Annotated in this window: 17 protein-coding genes; 15 read left to right on the top strand and 2 right to left on the bottom strand. The window is 75.1% G+C overall.

The window, feature by feature from the left end; all coding sequences use genetic code 11:
* Window positions 1–81 precede the first annotated feature (81 nt).
* The 7 genes from glmS (at window position 82) to ABZ354_RS15065 (ending at window position 8577) form a co-directional block, all read left to right on the top strand.
* Window positions 82–1929, top strand: coding sequence for a glutamine--fructose-6-phosphate transaminase (isomerizing) (glmS, locus tag ABZ354_RS15095; protein WP_358656762.1), 1848 nt, complete (start codon window positions 82–84; stop codon window positions 1927–1929).
* A 190-nt stretch (window positions 1930–2119) separates the two neighbouring features.
* Window positions 2120–2491, top strand: coding sequence for a holo-ACP synthase (locus ABZ354_RS15090; RefSeq protein WP_358656760.1), 372 nt, complete (start codon window positions 2120–2122; stop codon window positions 2489–2491).
* A 301-nt stretch (window positions 2492–2792) separates the two neighbouring features.
* Window positions 2793–4379: an NAD(P)H-hydrate dehydratase gene (locus tag ABZ354_RS15085; protein WP_358656758.1), complete on the top strand. Its 1587-nt coding sequence runs from the start codon at window positions 2793–2795 to the stop codon at window positions 4377–4379.
* Between the two features lie 232 nt (window positions 4380–4611).
* Window positions 4612–5811, top strand: a complete 1200-nt coding sequence (gene alr, locus ABZ354_RS15080) for an alanine racemase (RefSeq protein ID WP_358656756.1) — start codon at window positions 4612–4614, stop codon at window positions 5809–5811.
* Between the two features lie 50 nt (window positions 5812–5861).
* Window positions 5862–7136: an alpha/beta hydrolase gene (locus ABZ354_RS15075; protein WP_358656754.1), complete on the top strand. Its 1275-nt coding sequence runs from the start codon at window positions 5862–5864 to the stop codon at window positions 7134–7136.
* Window positions 7102–7698, top strand: coding sequence for a tRNA (adenosine(37)-N6)-threonylcarbamoyltransferase complex ATPase subunit type 1 TsaE (tsaE, locus tag ABZ354_RS15070; protein ID WP_358656752.1), 597 nt, complete (start codon window positions 7102–7104; stop codon window positions 7696–7698). Before ABZ354_RS15075 ends, tsaE begins: the two co-directional genes overlap by 35 nt.
* A 672-nt stretch (window positions 7699–8370) precedes the next feature.
* Complete coding sequence (locus ABZ354_RS15065; RefSeq protein ID WP_358656750.1) at window positions 8371–8577, top strand: hypothetical protein; 207 nt, start codon at window positions 8371–8373, stop codon at window positions 8575–8577.
* A 308-nt stretch (window positions 8578–8885) separates the two neighbouring features.
* Here the strand turns inward: ABZ354_RS15065 and ABZ354_RS15060 are convergent, their stop codons facing one another.
* Entirely contained in the window at window positions 8886–9437 is a 552-nt protein-coding gene (locus ABZ354_RS15060) for a hypothetical protein (RefSeq protein WP_358656748.1), read from the bottom strand.
* A gap of 228 nt (window positions 9438–9665) precedes the next feature.
* Between ABZ354_RS15060 and tsaB the strand changes: the two genes are divergently transcribed.
* From tsaB to ABZ354_RS15025, 7 genes are all read left to right on the top strand, one after another.
* Window positions 9666–10319 carry a tRNA (adenosine(37)-N6)-threonylcarbamoyltransferase complex dimerization subunit type 1 TsaB gene (gene tsaB / locus ABZ354_RS15055; protein ID WP_358656746.1) on the top strand — a complete coding sequence of 218 codons (654 nt, stop codon included), beginning with the start codon at window positions 9666–9668 and terminating at the stop codon, window positions 10317–10319.
* Window positions 10320–10522: 203 nt separating this feature from the next.
* Window positions 10523–11029 (top strand): ribosomal protein S18-alanine N-acetyltransferase, encoded by a 507-nt coding sequence (gene rimI / locus ABZ354_RS15050; RefSeq protein ID WP_358656904.1) that lies wholly within the window; start codon window positions 10523–10525, stop codon window positions 11027–11029.
* Window positions 11022–12131: a tRNA (adenosine(37)-N6)-threonylcarbamoyltransferase complex transferase subunit TsaD gene (gene tsaD / locus ABZ354_RS15045; RefSeq protein ID WP_358656745.1), complete on the top strand. Its 1110-nt coding sequence runs from the start codon at window positions 11022–11024 to the stop codon at window positions 12129–12131. The genes rimI and tsaD overlap by 8 nt, the downstream gene beginning before the upstream one ends.
* A 13-nt stretch (window positions 12132–12144) precedes the next feature.
* Complete coding sequence (locus ABZ354_RS15040) at window positions 12145–12402, top strand: hypothetical protein (protein ID WP_358656744.1); 258 nt, start codon at window positions 12145–12147, stop codon at window positions 12400–12402.
* Between the two features lie 141 nt (window positions 12403–12543).
* The gene (locus ABZ354_RS15035) at window positions 12544–13593 is read left to right on the top strand and encodes a LacI family DNA-binding transcriptional regulator (RefSeq protein ID WP_358656743.1); all 1050 of its coding nucleotides are present in this window, start codon (window positions 12544–12546) and stop codon (window positions 13591–13593) included.
* Between the two features lie 321 nt (window positions 13594–13914).
* Window positions 13915–14271 (top strand): YciI family protein, encoded by a 357-nt coding sequence (locus ABZ354_RS15030; protein ID WP_358656741.1) that lies wholly within the window; start codon window positions 13915–13917, stop codon window positions 14269–14271.
* A 213-nt stretch (window positions 14272–14484) separates the two neighbouring features.
* The gene (locus ABZ354_RS15025) at window positions 14485–15843 is read left to right on the top strand and encodes a sigma-70 family RNA polymerase sigma factor (protein WP_358656902.1); all 1359 of its coding nucleotides are present in this window, start codon (window positions 14485–14487) and stop codon (window positions 15841–15843) included.
* A gap of 57 nt (window positions 15844–15900) precedes the next feature.
* On the opposite strand, the gene ABZ354_RS15020 is transcribed toward ABZ354_RS15025, so the two are convergent.
* The gene (locus tag ABZ354_RS15020) at window positions 15901–17073 is read right to left on the bottom strand and encodes a methyltransferase domain-containing protein (protein ID WP_358656739.1); all 1173 of its coding nucleotides are present in this window, start codon (window positions 17071–17073) and stop codon (window positions 15901–15903) included.
* 90 nt (window positions 17074–17163) lie between these two features.
* Here ABZ354_RS15020 and ABZ354_RS15015 point away from each other — a divergent pair, with 90 nt between their 5' ends.
* A complete protein-coding gene (locus ABZ354_RS15015; RefSeq protein WP_358656737.1) occupies window positions 17164–18045 on the top strand; it encodes a polysaccharide deacetylase family protein in 882 nt (293 codons plus the stop codon).
* The last annotated feature ends 63 nt before the right edge of the window (window positions 18046–18108 follow it).

Genomic DNA, 18108 nt, shown 5'->3' with positions numbered 1-18108 from the left:
TGTCGCCCCCCGGTGGGAATTTCCGATTTCGGGCACGCGGCGACCCATTTTGACGGGCATCTGATCGTAGGCTGCCGTTCCATGTGCGGAATCGTGGGATATGTGGGGTCGCAGTCGGCACTCGAGGTCGTCACGGCCGGACTGAAGAGACTGGAGTACCGGGGCTACGACTCGGCGGGCGTCGCCGTGCTCGCGGACGGCGGGCTGGCGGCGGCCAAGAAGTCCGGCAAGCTCCTCAACCTGGACAAAGCCCTCAAGGAGCGGCCCCTGCCGGCCGGCGCGACCGGCATCGGGCACACCCGCTGGGCCACGCACGGCGCGCCGACCGACGCCAACGCTCACCCGCACCTCGACAACGCGGGCCGGGTCGCCGTCGTCCACAACGGCATCATCGAGAACTTCGCGCTGCTGCGGGCCGAGCTGGCGGCCCGCGGGCACGCGCTCGCGTCCGAGACGGACACCGAGGTCGTCGCGCACCTGCTCGCCGAGGAGTTCTCCGCCTGCGCCGACCTGGCCGAGGCGATGCGGCTGGTGTGCCGACGTCTGGAGGGCGCGTTCACGCTGGTCGCGGTACACGCGGACGCGCCGGACGTCGTCGTCGGGGCCCGCCGCAACTCGCCGCTGGTGGTGGGCGTGGGGGAGGGCGAAACCTTCCTCGCCTCCGACGTCGCCGCGTTCATCGAGCACACGCGGGACGCCATCGAGCTGGGCCAGGACCAGGTGGTGGAGCTGCGCCGCGACGGCGTCACGGTCACCGGCTTCGACGGCAGCCGCGCCGACGTCCGCACGTACCGCATCGACTGGGACGTCTCGGCCGCCGAGAAGGGCGGTCACGAGTACTTCATGCTGAAAGAGATCGCCGAGCAGCCGAAGGCGGTCGCCGACACGCTGCTCGGGCGGATCGAACCGTCCGGTGCGCTGACCCTGGACGAGCTGCGCATCTCGGCGGCGGCACTGCGCGAGGCGGACAAGGTCGTCATCGTCGCGTGCGGTACGGCCTTCCACGCCGGGCTGATCGCCAAGTACGCCATCGAGCACTGGGCGCGGGTCCCGTGCGAGGTGGAGCTGGCCAGCGAGTTCCGCTACCGGGACCCGATCCTGGGCCCCCGGTCGCTGGTCGTGGCGATCTCCCAGTCCGGGGAGACGATGGACACCCTGATGGCGCTGCGCCACGCCCGCGAGCAGGGCTCCAAGGTGCTGGCCATCTGCAACACCAACGGCTCGACCATTCCGCGCGAGTCCGACGCGGTGCTCTACACGCACGCCGGGCCGGAGGTCGCCGTCGCCTCGACGAAGGCGTTCCTGACGCAGCTGGTCGCGTGTTACCTGGTGGCGCTGTACCTGGGCCAGGTGCGCGGCACGCAGCGCGGTGACGGGATCCGGGCGGTGATCCAGGACCTGTCACAGATCTCGGGCGCCGTGGAACGCGTCCTGGAGACGATGGGGCCGGTACGGGACCTGGCGCGCTCGCTCGCCGCGAAGAACACGGTGCTGTTCCTGGGGCGGCACGTAGGCCATCCGGTCGCCCTGGAAGGCGCGCTGAAGCTGAAGGAGCTCGCCTACATGCACGCCGAGGGCTTCGCGGCGGGCGAGCTGAAGCACGGGCCGATCGCGCTCATCGAGGAGGACCTGCCGGTGGTCGTGGTCGTACCGTCGCCGCAGGGCCGGTCCGTCCTGCACGACAAGATCGTGTCCAACATCCAGGAGATCCGCGCGCGGGGTGCGCGCACCATCGTCATCGCGGAGGAGGGCGACGACGTGGTCACCCCGTACGCCGACCACCTCATCCGCGTCCCGGCCACCCCCGCCCTGCTCCAGCCGCTGGTCGCGACGGTGCCGCTCCAGGTCTTCGCCTGCGAACTGGCCACGGCGCGGGGCAACGAGGTGGATCAGCCCCGGAACCTGGCCAAGTCGGTGACGGTGGAGTAGGCGCGCGGGCTTGTGTGAAGTGCGGGTGCGGGTGCGGGTGCGGGTGCGGGTGCGGGTGCGGGTGCGGGTGCGGGTGCGCCGGCCGCCGGCTCCGCGTGCCGGCGTCGTCCGCGGTGAGTCGGGCCCGGGGCGAGGCGTGAGGAGCCGGTGCGGCCGTGGGCGGTCGTGGGAGCGCCGTAGGGTGCTCGTCATGAGCATTATCGGGGTCGGTATCGACGTCGCCGAGATCGAGCGGTTCGCGGCGTCGCTCGCGCGTACACCGGCGATGGCGCGGCGGCTGTTCCTGGAGAGCGAGTTGTTCCTCGCCAGTGGGGAGCGGCGGGGGGTCGCCTCGCTGGCCGCACGGTTCGCGGCCAAGGAGGCGCTGGCGAAGGCGCTGGGCGCGCCGGGCGGGCTGCACTGGACCGACGCCGAGGTGTACGTCGAGGACAGCGGGCAGCCCCGGCTGCGGGTCTCGGGCACGGTTGCCGCGCGGGCCGCGCAGCTCGGGGTGCGGTCGTGGCACGTCTCCCTCAGCCATGACGCGGGGATCGCCTCGGCCGTGGTGATCGCGGAGGGCTGAGAGCCCAACGGGGCCTGCCCGACGGCTCGGTGGGGCCGTTGGGTCCGGGGCGGTTGCCGGGTTCCTGTGTCGCCCGTCGGGTTCGGGGTGGCGGTTCCCGGGTCCGGGGCGGCGTTCGGTTCGGGGGCGACTGTCGGGTTCGGGGTGGCTGTTCCCGGGTCCGGGGGGCCGTCGGGTCCGGAGCCGCCGACGGGTTCGGGGCGGCTGTTCCCGGGTCCGGGAGCCGCCGATGGGGCCGGGGCTCCGTCGGTTCGGTGCGGCCGTCGGGCGTGGTGCGTCGCCGTGCGGGACACTCGTCCCCATGCGTCGTGCTTACAGCGTGGAGACCGTCAGGACCGCCGAACGCCGTCTCATGGAACGGCTTCCCGAGGGCGCGCTGATGCAGCGCGCCGCCGCCGGACTCGCCGCCACCTGCGCCGAGTTGCTCGGGCGCGTGAGGGGTTCCGGGGGCGGCGGACGGGTGTACGGCAGCCGTGTCGTGCTGCTGGTCGGCAGCGGCGACAACGGGGGTGACGCCCTGTATGCCGGTGCCCGCCTCGCCCGGCGCGGCGCGGGCGTCACGGCGGTGCTGCTCACGCCCGGGCGTGCCCACGCCGGGGGCCTCGCGGCGCTGCGCCGGGCCGGCGGGTCGGTCACCGGCGCCACCGGTCCGGTCGGCCCTGCCGGCTCCACCGGCCGCACCGGTCCCACGGGCACCGCCGTCCCCGACGAGCTGATCGCACGCGCCGATCTCGTGGTGGACGGCATCGTCGGCATCGGTGGCAGGGGCGGGCTGCGGCCGGACGCCGTGCCGTTCGCGAGGGCCGCCGAGCGCTCCCGGGCCGCCGTCGTCGCCGTCGACCTGCCCAGCGGCGTGGACGCGGACACCGGCGAGGTGCGCGGCGTGGCGCTGCGGGCCGACCTGACGGTGACGTTCGGGACGCACAAGCCGGGGCTGCTCGTCGACCCGGCGCGGGAGTACGCCGGGTCGGTGCGGCTGGTCGACATCGGTCTCGACCTGCCCGCCCAACCCGTTCTGGAGGCCCTGCAGCACGCGGACGTCGCCCGGCTGCTGCCCGTGCCGGGTGCCGAGAGCGACAAGTACCGGCGCGGTGTGGTCGGCATCGCCGCAGGCTCCGCGCGCTATCCGGGTGCCGCCGTGCTGGCCGTGTCCGGCGCGCTGCGGGGCGGCGCCGGGGCCGTGCGGTACGTCGGTCCCGCCCAGGACGCCGTCATCGCCCGCTTCCCCGAGACGCTCGTCTCCGACCGGGGTCCCAAGAAGGCGGGGCGCGTGCAGGCGTGGGTCACCGGGCCCGGCGCGGGCGAGGACGCGGGCACCGTCGCCGAGGTGCTCGCGGCCGACGTGCCCGTGCTGATCGACGCCGACGGACTGCGGCTCGCCGACCGGGACGCCGTACGGGCCCGGACGGCGCCCACCCTGATGACCCCGCACGCCGGAGAGGCCGCCGCGCTGCTCGGCGTGGCCCGCGAGGAGGTCGAGGGAGCGCGGCTGGCGGCGGTGCGGGAGCTGGCGTCGCGGTACTCGGCGACGGTGCTGCTGAAGGGCTCCACGACGCTGATCGCCGACCCGGGAGCCCACCCGGAAGCCCACCCGGACAGCGGGCCGGACAGCGGGCCGGGCAGCGGGCCGGTGGGCGGTGCAGTGGGCGGTGCGGTGCGGGTGAACGCCACCGGGACGCCCTGGCTGGCCACCGCGGGCAGCGGCGACGTGCTGTCCGGGCTCGCCGGCTCACTGCTGGCGGCCGGGCTCTCCGCGCGCGACGCGGGCAGCGCGGCTGCGTACCTGCACGGCCTGGCGTGCCGCTTCGCCTCCGACGGCGCACCGGTCGGCGCCCACGACGTGGCGGAGGCGCTGCCGAGGGCCTGGCGGGACGTGCGGGACGTGTGAGATGCGCGGGGTGTGCGGGACATGTGAGGTGCGTGAGGTGCGCGGGACGTGCGGGACGTGTGCCCCGTTCGCCCGTCGGCTGTCGTGGGCCCGCACCCCCGTTCGCCCGTCGGCGCTCGTCGACCGTCATCCCCGGAGGTAGCGCGCGCACGGCGCGGGGGGCGCCCGCAGGGCTGCCCTACGCCTCTGAACGGGCCGGGCTGTCGTACCCCTCTGAGACACTGGGGACGCGATGACTGAGACAGCGAGCCTGCCGACGGCACCCCTGCGCGCCCGCGCCGAAATCGATCTGGCGGCCCTGCGGGCCAACGTGCGCGCGCTGCGTGCCAAGGCCCCCGGGTCCGCCCTCATGGCCGTGGTCAAGTCCGAGGGATACGGACACGGCGCGCTGCCGTGCGCCCGCGCCGCCGTCCAGGCGGGGGCCACCTGGCTGGGCACGGCGACGCCCGAGGAGGCGCTCGCGCTGCGCCGCTCCGGAGCCCTGCCGCCCGACCTCCGGATCATGTGCTGGCTGTGGACGCCGGGCGGCCCCTGGCGCGAGGCCGTCGAGGCCGACCTCGACGTGTCGGTGAGCGGTATGTGGGCGCTGCGCGAGGTCACCGGGGCGGCCCGGCGCGCGGACCGCCCCGCGCGCGTGCAGCTCAAGGCCGACACGGGCCTCGGACGCAACGGGTGCCCGCCCGGCGCCTGGTCCGAGCTGGTCGCCGAGTCCCTGCGCGCCGAGGCCGAGGGCCTGCTGCGCGTCACGGGCGTGTGGTCCCACTTCGCCTGCGCCGACGAGCCGGGCCACCCCTCCATCGCCGCGCAGCTCACGGTCTTCAGGGACATGCTGGCCCACGCCGAGGCGCAGGGGCTCCGCCCCGAGGTGCGGCACATCGCCAACTCGCCCGCCACCCTCACGGTCCCCGAGTCCCACTTCGACCTCGTACGGACCGGGATCGCGCTCTACGGCATCTCGCCGAGCCCCGAGATCGGCACCCCGGCCGACTTCGGGCTGCGTCCCGTGATGACGCTGTCGGCCTCCCTGGCTCTGGTCAAGCACGTGCCGGGTGGGCACGGTGTGAGCTACGGGCACCATTACACGACCCCCGGCGAGACCACCCTCGGCCTCGTCCCCGTGGGCTACGCGGACGGCATCCCGCGGCACGCCTCCTCGTCCGGCCCGGTCCTGGTGGACGGCAAGTGGCGTACGGTCGCGGGGCGCGTGGCCATGGACCAGTTCGTCGTCGACCTCGGCGGCGACGAGCCGGCGCCCGGCAGCGAAGCGGTGCTGTTCGGCCCGGGCGACCGCGGCGAGCCCACCGCGGAGGACTGGGCGCAGGCCGCGGGGACCATCGCGTACGAGATCGTCACCCGGATCGGACGGCGCGTCCCGCGCGTCTATCTGGACGAGCAGGCGAACGAGCAGGTGAACGAGCAGGCCAAGGGGTAGGCGGGCGGGGAGGCGGCCGCCGTGTCCGTGGCGGCGACGAGGAGGGGATCGTGAGCGACAGCAGTGCGAAGGCCGTGGCGAGCGCCGCCGTGTCCGCCGCCCGCGCCGCCGGTGGAACCACCGGCACGGCAGCCGTGGGGACGGGCACCTGGCGCCGGGCCGGTATCGCGGGCGCCGCGATCGGCGTCGTCGCGGCGGGCGCGGCGGCCGGTGTCGCGATCGAGCGCCTCACGGTCGGCCGCGGCATGCGGCAGAAGGCCCGCCTCGCGCTCGACTCGGCCGGCCCGTACGGGGGACTGCGCGGCATACCCGGCAAGGCGTACGCCGACGACGGCACCGAGCTGTACTACGAAATCGACGACGTGGTCCCGGAGGCGGCGGACGGGACCGGGCCGCGCCGCAGGCGCCTGTTCGGCCGGAAGGCGCCCGCGCCCGTCACGGTCGTGTTCAGCCACGGCTACTGCCTCAACCAGGACTCCTGGCACTTCCAGCGCGCCGCGCTGCGCGGCGTCGTCCGCACCGTGCACTGGGACCAGCGCAGTCACGGCCGTTCCGGGCGCGGCACGGCCCAGGTGCGGGACGGCGTGCCGCTCACCATCGACCAGTTGGGCCGCGACCTGAAGACCGTCATCGACGCCACCGCGCCCGAGGGCCCGGTCGTGCTGGTCGGCCACTCGATGGGCGGCATGACGATGATGGCGCTGGCCGACCAGTTCCCCGAGCTGGTCCGCGAGCGCGTCGTCGGTACGGCCCTGGTCGGTACGTCGTCGGGCCGGCTCGGCGAGGTCAGCTTCGGGCTGCCGGTGGCCGGGGTGAACGCGGTGCGGAGGGTGCTGCCCGGGGTGCTGAAGGCGCTGGGGCAGCGGGCCGAGCTGGTGGAGAAGGGACGCCGGGCGACGGCCGACCTGTTCGCCGGGGTCATCAAGCGGTACTCGTTCTCCTCACGGGACGTCGATCCGGCGGTCGCCCGGTTCGCCGAGCGGATGATCGAGAGCACGCCGATCGACGTGGTCGCCGAGTTCTACCCGGCGTTCACCGACCACGACAAGACGGAGGCGCTCGCCCGCTTCCTGGACATACCGGTGCTGGTGCTGGCGGGCGTCGGCGATCTCGTCACGCCCAGCGAGCACAGCGAGGCCATCGCCGACCTGCTGCCACACGCCGAGCTGGTGCTCGTACCGGACGCCGGGCACCTGGTGATGCTGGAGCATCCCGACGTGGTGACCGACCGGCTCGCCGACCTGCTCACCCGCGTGGGCGCGGTGCCCGCAGGAGCTACCGTGGGTGGCTATGGAAGCACCAGCGGCACCGCACAACCCGGCTGAGAACCGGGCCGAGAACCCGGCCGGCGCCCCGGCCGCCGTCCCGGCCGAGGACGTGGCCGGCACCCCGGCCGACGTCCCGGCGGGCACCCGGCTGACGATCACCTCGCCCGAGCAGATGAAGGAGCTGGGCCGAAGGCTCGCCGAGCTGCTGCGCGCCGGCGATCTCGTGATGCTCTCCGGCGAGCTGGGCGCGGGCAAGACCACCCTGACCCGCGGGCTCGGCGAGGGCATGGACGTGCGCGGCGCGGTCACCTCCCCGACGTTCGTCATCGCGCGCGTGCACCCCTCGCTCGGTGACGGCCCGCCGCTCGTGCACGTGGACGCGTACCGGCTGGCAGGAGGCCTGGACGAGATGGAGGACCTCGACCTCGACGTGTCGCTGCCGGACTCCGTGATCGTCGTCGAGTGGGGCGAGGGCAAGGTCGAGGAGCTGACCGAGGACCGGCTCCAGGTCGTCATCCACCGTGCCGTCGGCGACACCACCGACGAGGTGCGGCACGTGACCCTGACCGGGCTCGGGGAGCGCTGGGCGGCGGCCGACCTGAGGGCGCTGGCGGCCTGAGCCGCATGGCGCCGCGCCCGACGCACGAACACGGCGGCGTCCCGGGCACCGACTCGGTCCTGTCCCGGAGCGCTGTGCGGCGGCCGACCTGAGGGCGCTGGCCGCCTGAGCCGTACGGCGCGCCCCGCCCGACGTACGAAGACGGCTGTGTCCTGGGCACCGACTGGGACCCGCCCCGGAGCGCTGGGCGGCAGCCGACCTGAGGGCGCTGGCCGCCTGAGCCGCACGGCGCCTCGCCCGACGTACGAAGACGGCTGTGTCCTGGGCACCGACTGGGACCCGTCCCGGAGCGCTGGGCGGCGGCCGACCTGAGCGCGCTGGCGGCCTGAGCCGCATGGCGCCGCGCCCGACGCACGAACACGGCGGCGTCCCGGGCACCGACTCGGACCCGCCCCGGACGCGAACGCGGATCGCTCACGGGGACGAACTCGGTCCTGTGCCGGGCACGACCACGGGACCTTCCCGGGGACGGACACGGTCCCGTCCCGCGCGAACAAGGAGTCCTCCAGGGCTCGCGCACCGCGCCGTCCCGCGCACCCTCGGGGCCCCGTCCCACGTACCGACACGCTGTCGGGAAAATCTTGCGCTGGGCCTCCCCAGCGTGGTCACATGGTATCCAGTCCGTGGTTAGGTCTACCTAACTACGTTTGCCCCGGCCCTCAGGAGGCGTCCATGTCCACGCCAGAGCCAACGTCGGAGCCCATCCCGCGGCCGACCGCGGTCGCCGGAGTGTCCATGCGCGACCTGCTGGCGGCGTGCGCCGCCGCGCGGGCGGTCTCCACGCCGCCGCGGGCCCCGGAGCCGTACGGCACGCAGCCCTCGGAGCCGTACGGCGGGACGCGCCCGCCCGAGCCCGTACGTCACCGCACAGCGGCCTGAGCCGGGGTCACGGCCGGCGGGGAACCGGCGAGCGACAGGGACCGGCGAGCGACAGGGACCGGGGACTGCCGGCTGGAGCGGCCCGGTCGTGAGGCGCGTGCGTCCTGGCCCGCCCGAGCGCGCTCAGGTGCGTGCGGCTGCGGGACGGCGGGGGAGCCGACGCGAGGGGCCCCGCCCGGGTGGGCGGAGCCGAGCGCTGGGCGGAGCCGGGCGTGGGGGAAGCCGAGCGCGGCCTGAGCCGGGGGCGACGGCAACGCCGCGGGTGCGCGTGCCGGGCACGCGGCGCCGGGGTGACCGACCGACAGGGCCTAGCGGACGACGACGACCTTCCGGCCGTACGTCGCGAACTCCCACATCGCGTCGCCGTCCGCGCGGGTCTCCCGAATGCCGCCCGTCTGTTCCTTGGGGCGGGCCGGCACTGAGCCGTCCACCGCCGCGCTGAAGCCGATGGACACCCCGTCGACGTCCGCGAAGCGGACGACGTGCTCGACGGGGACGCCGTCCGAGCCGCGCACCGCGTCCGAGCGGGACGTGACGCCGTGGACGCCGGGCAGCGGGTCGACCGCGCCGGGGCTGACCCGGAACGTACGCCGGACCTCGCCGCCCCTGCCGATCAGCCACACCCGGTCGTCGGCGAGTGAGTACACGACCCGGGCGCCCCGCCCGGAACCGTCCGGCGGGCCGCCGGGACGCCGGACGCCCCGGGGGGTCCCGGAGGGGGGCACGCCGGGCGAGGCCGCCGCGCGGGGGCCGGTGAACTCGGCCGGGACGTTCGCCGACGCCTGGTACGCGAGGAAGCCCACCGTCGCGAGGGCCGCGGCGGTCAGTCCCGCCACGATCGCGGAGCTGCTGCCCGACATCGTCGTCCACCTCCGCCGTACGTCGCCCTGACCTGCTCCGAGCCCGTGCGGAGCCCGCGGAACATGCCGGAACCCGCGGGAAACGCGCCTGAAGCCCTGGCGATGCGCCCGGCCTCGCATGATCACGAAGAGTGAGTACGCAATCGCTTTCCGTCGTGACCGTAGCAGGAGCCTGCCGCGCGGACCGTGGCGACCGTGCGGACGGCGCCGGAGCCGTAGGCTGTTTGCGTGCTCCTGCTCGCTCTCGATACCGCAACTCCCGCCGTGACCGTCGCGCTGCACGACGGCACGGACGTCATCGCCTCCTCCAGCCAGGTCGACGCCCGCCGCCACGGCGAGCTGCTGCTCCCGGCCGTGGACCGCCTCTGCAGCGACGCCGGCCTCCCGCTCGGCGCGGTCACCGGCGTCGTCGTCGGCATCGGCCCCGGCCCGTACACCGGGCTGCGCGTCGGCCTGATGACCGCGGACACCTTCGGCCTCGCGCTCGGCGTGCCCGTGCACGGCGTGTGCACGCTGGACGGCCTCGCCTACGCGGCCGACCTGCCGGGCCCCTTCGTCGTGGCGACGGACGCCCGCCGCAAGGAGGTCTACTGGGCGCGCTACGCCGACTCCCGCACCCGTGTCACCGACCCGGCCGTCAACCGTCCCGCCGACATCGCGGAGCAGGTCGAGGGCCTGACCGCGGTCGGCGCGGGCGCGCTGCTGTACCCGGACACCTTCCCGAAGGCGCACGAGCCCGAGCACGTGTCCGCCGCCGCCCTCGCGAGTCTCGCCGCCGAGCGCCTGGCCCGCGGCGACGAGCTGCCGGAGCCCCGGCCGCTGTACCTGCGCAGGCCCGACGCCCAGGTCCCCAAGAACTACAAGGTGGTCACCCCCAAGTGACGGGCGAGACGACTGGACCCCACCCCGGCAGCGGGACCGACACCCGGCCCGCCACCGGTCCCGGTACGCATACCGAAACCGGAACCGAAACCGGTACCGAAACCGGAACCGATACCGATACCGGGGCCGGGAGCGCGACTGCGTCCGTGTCCGCGACCGGGTCCGCATCCGTGCCCGTCGCCCCGTCCGCCGCGCTCCGCGAGATGCGCTGGTGGGACATCGACCCCGTGCTCGAACTGGAACGCGACCTGTTCCCCGAGGACGCCTGGTCGCGCGGCATGTTCTGGTCCGAACTTGCGCACGCGCGCGGCCCCGGGGCGACCCGGCGCTACCTGGTAGCCGAGGAGGACGGGCGGATCGCCGGTTACGCGGGCCTCGCCGCCGCCGGTGACACCGCCGACGTGCAGACCATCGCCGTGGCCCGCGACCAGTGGGGCACCGGCCTCGGCTCCCGGATGCTGACCGAACTGCTGAAGGCCGCGACCGCCTTCGAATGCGCCGAGGTGCTGCTGGAGTGCCGCGTGGACAACGTCCGCGCGCAGAAGCTGTACGAGCGTTTCGGCTTCGAGGCCATCGGCTTCCGGCGCGGCTACTACCAGCCGGGCAACGTCGACGCCCTGGTGATGCGCCTCGCGACCAAGGCCTCCGACGGCGGCAGCAGCCCGGACGCCCCCTCACCCTCCGTACAAGGAACCGAGATCCATGACTGACGAACCCCTGGTCCTGGGGATCGAGACCTCCTGCGACGAGACCGGCGTCGGCATCGTCCGCGGCACCACCCTGCTCGCGGACGCGGTCGCCTCCAGCGTCGACGAGCACGCCCGCTTCGGCGGTGTCGTCCCGGAGGTCGCCTCGCGCGCCCACCTGGAGGCGATGGTCCCGACCGTCGAACGCGCGCTGAAGGAAGCCGGGGTGAGCGCGACCGACCTGGACGGCGTCGCGGTCACCGCGGGCCCGGGCCTGGCCGGCGCGCTGCTGGTCGGTGTGTCGGCGGCCAAGGCGTACGCGTACGCGCTCGGCAAGCCGCTCTACGGCGTGAACCACCTCGCCTCGCACATCTGCGTGGACCAGCTGGAGCACGGCAGACTGCCCGAGCCGACGATGGCGCTGCTGGTGTCCGGCGGCCACTCCTCGCTGCTGCTGTCCTCCGACATCACCTCCGACGTCCGCCCGATGGGCGCCACCATCGACGACGCGGCGGGCGAGGCCTTCGACAAGATCGCCCGCGTGCTCGACCTGGGCTTCCCCGGCGGCCCGGTCATCGACCGGTACGCGCGCGAGGGCGACCCGAAGGCCATCGCGTTCCCGCGCGGCCTGACCGGCCCGCGCGACCCGGCGTACGACTTCTCCTTCTCCGGACTGAAGACAGCGGTGGCCCGCTGGATCGAGGCCAAGCGGGCGGCGGGGGAGGAGGTGCCGGTGCGGGACGTGGCGGCGTCCTTCCAGGAGGCGGTCGTGGACGTCCTGACCCGCAAGGCGGTGCGGGCCTGCAAGGACGAGGGCGTCGACCACCTGATGATCGGCGGCGGCGTGGCCGCCAACACGCGGCTGCGGGCGCTCGCCCAGCAGCGCTGCGAGGCGGCCGGCATCCGGCTGCGCGTGCCGCGCCCCAAGCTGTGCACGGACAACGGGGCCATGGTGGCCGCGCTCGGTGCGGAGATGGTGGCCCGCAACCGGCCGGCGTCGGGCTGGGACCTGTCCGCGGACTCCTCCCTGCCGGTGACGGACCCGCACGTGCCGGGCCCCGACCACCTGCACGGAACCGGTCACGAGGCCGGTCACGAGGTCCGCGGGGAGAACCTCTACTCATGACGGCCGTGTACGCATGACAGTCGCGCTGATGTGGGAGGCGCGGGCCGCCGACGGCAGGGGCGCCGATCTGCTCGCCTGGGCGCGCGCCAGGGAACTGGTGCCGCCGCCCCTGCGCCGGGAGACCTTCCGCGCCCCGCGGGACCGGGTGCTGGTCGTCACGTGGTGGGAGGCGCCGTACGACGCGGAGCTCCCCGAACTGCCGGAGCCCCCGGGCGGGTTGGTGACCCGCGCGGTGCACCGCTGGCGGTTCGAGTCGCTGGGTGCGGACTGACCGGAGCGCCGCGCGGTTCCGGGCCGTCGTGACTCCCGGGGCCCGTGAGGCGAATGTTTCGCCTACTCCGTCGAATGTTCCGGAGCTTCCTGACGGGGCAAGGTCTTCGTCCCGCCGTCGTACGGGGTTACGATCGCCGCCATGACATCACCGCAGCCCGCAGAAACCCGGACACGAGGCCGGTCCACGCAGACCGCGACCCTCGCCGAGATCGCCCGCGAGGCCGGTGTGTCGGCACCGACTGTTTCGAAGGTCCTGAACGGCCGCGCCGACGTCGCCCCCGCCACCCGGGCCCGCGTGGAGCACCTGCTGCGCGCCCACGGCTACCGCCGCCGGCGCGCCGAGGCCAGCCGCTCCCCGCTGATCGACCTGGTCTTCCACGAGCTGGAGAGCGCCTGGGCGATGGAGGTCATCCGGGGCGTGGAGAACGTCGCCCGCGACGCCGGGCTGAGCGTCGTCCTGTCCGAGAGCGCGGGGCGGCTCACGCCGGGCCGCAGCTGGGCCGACCAGGTCGCCGCCCGCCGCCCGCACGGCGTCATCCTCGTCCTGTCCGACCTCGACGGGTCGCAGCGCGCGCTGCTCACCAGCCGTTCCATCCCGTTCGTGGTGATGGACCCGGCCGGCGACCCGGGCGCGGACGTGCCCTCGATCGGCGCCACCAACTGGCAGGGCGGCCTCGCCGCCACCCGGCACCTGGTCGACCTCGGCCACACCCGCATCGGCGCGATCAGCGGACCGTCCCGCATGATGTGCAGCCGCGCCCGTGTCGACGGCTACCGGGCCGCCCTGGAGACCGCCGGGCTGCCGGTCGACCCCGGTCTGATCCGGGCCGGCGACTTCCACCACGACGCGGGTTACCGCCAGGGCCTCGCCCTGCTGGGCCGCCCGGACCGGCCCACCGCCGTCTTCGCCGGCAACGACCTCCAGGCGCTCGGCCTGTACGAGGCGGCGCGCGAGCTGGGCCTCAGAATCCCCGAGGACCTCAGCGTGGTCGGCTTCGACGACCTGCCCGTGGCGCGCTGGGTGGGTCCGCCGCTGACGACCGTGCGCCAGCCGCTGACGGAGATGGCGGAGGCCGCCGCCAAGCTGCTGCTGGACCTCGGCCGCGACGAGGGCACCCCGGCCGCGACCCGCGTGGAGCTGGCGACCAGCCTCGTGGTCCGCAGCAGCACGGCCGCACCCCCGGCATGACGTCGCCTCTCCCCGCCTGTGGCCGCACACCCCGCCTGATGGCCGCACTCCCGGCCTGGCCGGCAGCACTCCCCGCCCGACGGCAGTACCCCCGGCCTGACGCCCGGGGCCGCGAGCTCGGGGTCGCGTGAGCGCCTGAGCTCGGGGTCGCGCGAGCCGTGGGCCGTGGGCCGTGAGCCGTGAGCCGTGAGCCCGGACTCTGCGGCGCCCGGAAAATTTCCCGAAGAAAATCCGGTGGCCGTGTCGAGACGGCGGGGTCCCGATCGACGCAAGGGGTGAGAGGCCGGGAAGGACCCGGCCCGACCGACCCGAGGAGCCACCGTGCCCCGCTACATGTCGCTGATCCGCATCGACGAGAACACCGCGCCCGCCGGGGGACCCGGACCCGAGGTGATGGAACGGATGGGGAAGCTGCTGGACGAGATCACCAAGGCCGGGGTGATGCTCGACACCGCCGGCCTGGCGCCGACCGCGCAGGGCGCCCGCGTGCACTGGGACGGCCGGCAGCTCTCGGTCACCGACGGGCCTTTCACCGAGACCAAGGAGGTCGTCGGCGGCTACGCCATCATGCAGTGCAAGGACATGGCCGAGGCCCAGGAGTGGGCGTCCCGCTTCCTGAGGACCCACGGCGAGGGCTGGAACATCACCTGCGAGCTGCGTGAGATCGACGGCGGCTGATCCCGCCCGGTCTGTCGCCGCCCCGCCGCGCCGGGTGTCGAATGGGGGGTTGTGAGCCCACAGCCCCCCGCCGGCCCCGCCGACGGCCCCGCCGCCCCCTACGGCCGCCCCGGCCCCGCCGCCGACCCCGCCGGGTCCAGCGGCCCCGCCAGGCCCAGCGATTCCGCCGGCCCCGCCGACTCCGCCGATCGGCCGGTCGACCGCACCGACCCCATGGGCCCCACCGGTCCCACCGGTCCCACCGGCGGGTCCGGCCGGTCCGGCGCCGCCCCGCAAGCCGCTTTCGACCCGCGCCGCGCCCCCCGCCCCCGCCGCACCCCCGACCCCCGCCACACCGCCGAGACCGTCGAAACCGTCTTCCGCATCGAATCGCCGCGCATCATCGCCGGTGTCGCCCGCGTCGTGCGGGACGTCGGTCTCGCCGAGGAGCTGGCGCAGGACGCGCTGGTCGCCGCCCTGGAACGGTGGCCGCGCGACGGCGTGCCCGACAACCCCGGTGCCTGGCTCATGGCCACCGCACGGCACCGCGCGGTCGACCTGGTGCGCCGCCGGGACACCTACGCCCGCAAGCTCGCCGAGATCGGCCGCGACCTGGAGACCACGCCGCCGCCCGGGGAGCCCGCCGACCCCGAGGACATCGACGACGACCTGCTCAGGCTGGTCTTCACCGCCTGCCACCCGGTGCTGTCCGCCGAGGCGCGCACCGCGCTCACGCTCCGGCTGCTCGGCGGCCTCACCACCGCCGAGATCGCCCGCGCCCACCTGGTGCCCGAGGCCACCGTCGCCCAGCGCATCAGCCGCGCCAAACGCACCCTCGCCACCCGGAACATCGCCTTCGAGGTGCCGTACGGCCCCGACCGGGCGGCCCGGCTCGGCTCCGTACTCGACGTCATCTACCTGATCTTCAACGAGGGGTACGCCGCCACGGCCGGCGACGACCTGCTGCGCCCCGCCCTGTGCGAGGACGCGCTGCGGCTGGCCCGCCTGGTGTCGTCGCTGATGCCGAAGGAGTCCGAGGCGCACGCGCTGGCCTCGCTCCTGGAGTTCCAGGCGTCCCGCGCCGCCGCCCGGACCGACGCGTCCGGTGCGCCGGTCCTCCTGAAGGACCAGAACCGGCGCCGGTGGAACCGCATGCTCATCGCCCGCGGCGCCGCCGCGCTCGCCCGCGCCGAGGCCGCCGCGGACGGCGCCCTCGGCCCGTACGCCCTGCAGGCCGCGATCGCCGCCTGCCACGCGCACGCGCACACCTACGAGGAGACCGGCTGGGGCCGCATCGCCACCCTGTACGGCCTGCTCGCGGCCCGCTCCCCGTCCCCGGTGGTCGAGCTGAACCGCGCGGTGGCCGTCTCCATGGCGGAGGGACCCGAGCCGGCCCTGAAGCTGGTGGACGCGCTGGCCGGCGTACCGGCGCTCAAGGACTACCACCTGCTGCCCAGCGTGCGCGGCGACCTGCTGGCCAGGCTGGGACGGGGAGCGGAGGCCGCCGCGGAGTTCACCCGCGCCGCCTCCCTCACCCGCAACGCGCGCGAGCGGGACCTGCTGCTGCGCCGGGCGGCGACGGAGTCGGCCTGACCTCTGGGGGCCGGCGGGCGGCGTAGTGGGCACTTCGCGGGTGCCCGGCCGTGCCGCTCAGCCGGGGGCGCCGGCCGGACGCCCGACGAGCATGGCCGGGGCGCCCGCCACCCGGGTCAGGAACACCGTCGCCGCGTGCGGGCCCTGCGGCTTGACCTTGCGGCGCAGCTCCTCCGGTTCGACGGCCGAGCCGCGCTTCTTCACGGTCAGCACCCCGACCTGCCGCTCCCGCAGCAGCGCCTTCAGCTTCTTGACGTTGAAGGGCAGGTGATCGGTGATCTCGTAGGCGGTGGCGTACGGGTTCGGCCGCAGCGTGTCCGACGTGACGTACGCGATGGTGGCGTCGAGCAGGCCGCCGTCGAGCTGTTCGGCGACCTCGGCGACCAGGTGGGAGCGGACGACGGCGCCGTCGGGCTCGTAGAGGTACCGGCCGACGGGGCGGACGGCGGGGTCGGGCAGCCCGCGGGAGAGCAGGGTGCGCGGCCCCGGCAGCAGGGTGGCCCGTACGGCGCCCGGCTCGGTGCCGAACCACAGCACCGCCTCCTTCACGTCCCCGCCGTCGGAGATCCACTCGGCCTCGGCCGCCGCGGGCACCGCCTCGTGCGGGATGCCGGGGGCGACCTTGAGGGCCGCGTGCCGTGCCGTGCCGGCCGCCCGTACGGCCCAGGACAGGGGCGGGGAGTACGCCTCGGGGTCGAAGACGCGGCCCCGGCCGCCGCGCCGCGCCGGGTCGACGAAGACGGCGTCGAAACCGGCGGTGTCCACGTCCGTGACGTCCGCCTCCCGCACCTCGATCAGCTCCGCGAGCCCCAGCGCCTCGGCGTTCGCCCGCGCCACGGCCGCCGTCAGCGGGTCGCGGTCCACGGCGAGGACGCGGATCCCGGCCCGCGCCATCGCGATCGCGTCCCCGCCGATGCCGCAGCACAGATCGGCGACCGAGGCGACCCCCACCTCCGCGAACCTGCGCGCCCGGTGGGCCGCGACGCTCGCCCGCGTCGACTGCTCCACCCCGTTCGGCGTGAAGAACATCCGCCCGGCGTCCCCCGCCCCGAACTTCGCCACCGCCCGCTGCCGCAGCCGGGCCTGGCCGAGCGCCGCCGACACCAGCTCGGCCGGATGGTCGCGGCGCAGCCGGGTGGCGACGGCGAGTTCCTCGGCGGGGGCGGTGCCGCGGACCTCTTCCAGGAGGGCGCGGCCTTCGGGACTCAGCAGGGGAGCGAGGTCGTTCACCGGGTCATTGTGGGCCAGTCGGTGGACGGCGTGCCCGCGTCGGCGGTGTCGTGCCGGGTTCCGGCCGGCCGCCTGGGAGGATCCCACCCCATGCGGGCAGGACGACAAAACGATAAGAGCCGGGCGTTTCTCGCGGCCTTCCGTGACGTCGCAGCCTCCCGGGACACACGGGACACACGCATCCGAAGCGGCACCGGCCCACGCACCGTCGCCGCCGCCCTGGCCGCCCTGCTGCTCACGGCCTGCGCCCCCACCCCGCACGCCCCGGCCGGCCCGGACGCCCCGGGTACGAAGTCCCCGGGCCGCGGCTCCGACCGCACCTCGGACCACCCGCCCGCCCCCGCCCGCCCCGCCGTGCCCCGCCCCCTCCCCCCGGTGCTCGACCGCGTCCCCACCCGCGACCCGGTGGTCTTCCTGACGTACGACGACGGCGCCGAACGCGACCCGGCCTTCATCGACCTCGTCCGCGAGCGCCGCCTGCCGGTGACCATGTTCCTCACGGACAGCGTCGTCGGGCCGGGCTACGCGCACTTCGCCCGGCTGCGCGCGGTCGGCGCGAGCATCCAGAACCACACCCTCGACCACCCGGCCCTGCCCGGCCTGCCGTACGCCGGACAGCGCGCGGAGATCTGCGGCCAGCAGCACAAGCTCAGGTCCCGCTTCGGCGTCCGCCCCCACCTCTTCCGCCCGCCGTACGGCCGCTACGACACGACGACCCGCCGGGTGGCGGCCGGCTGCGGCATCCACGCGTTCGTCCTGTGGCGGGCGATGCTGGGCGGTGACGGCGGGCTCACCTTCACCGGCGGCACCCGGCGTCTCGCCCCCGGCGACATCGTCTCGCTCCCCTCCGCGGACGCCCCCGCCCTCACCCTGCGGGCCCGCACGGTCCGTCTCCTCGGGGAAATCGGGAAGCGGGGACTGAGAGTGGGCCGGCTCGAGGACTACCTCGCCCCGCCCGGAACCACCCGCTGAAGCCCCCTGAAGAGGGGCCGCCGAGGAGCGGAATCTTCCGCCGCGCCGCGCGCAATTGGCACT

The sequence above is a fragment of the Streptomyces sp. NPDC005925 genome, from assembly GCF_040638805.1.
In the GTDB taxonomy this organism is placed as follows: domain Bacteria; phylum Actinomycetota; class Actinomycetes; order Streptomycetales; family Streptomycetaceae; genus Streptomyces.
This window is presented reverse-complemented; position numbering and strand designations above follow the sequence as displayed.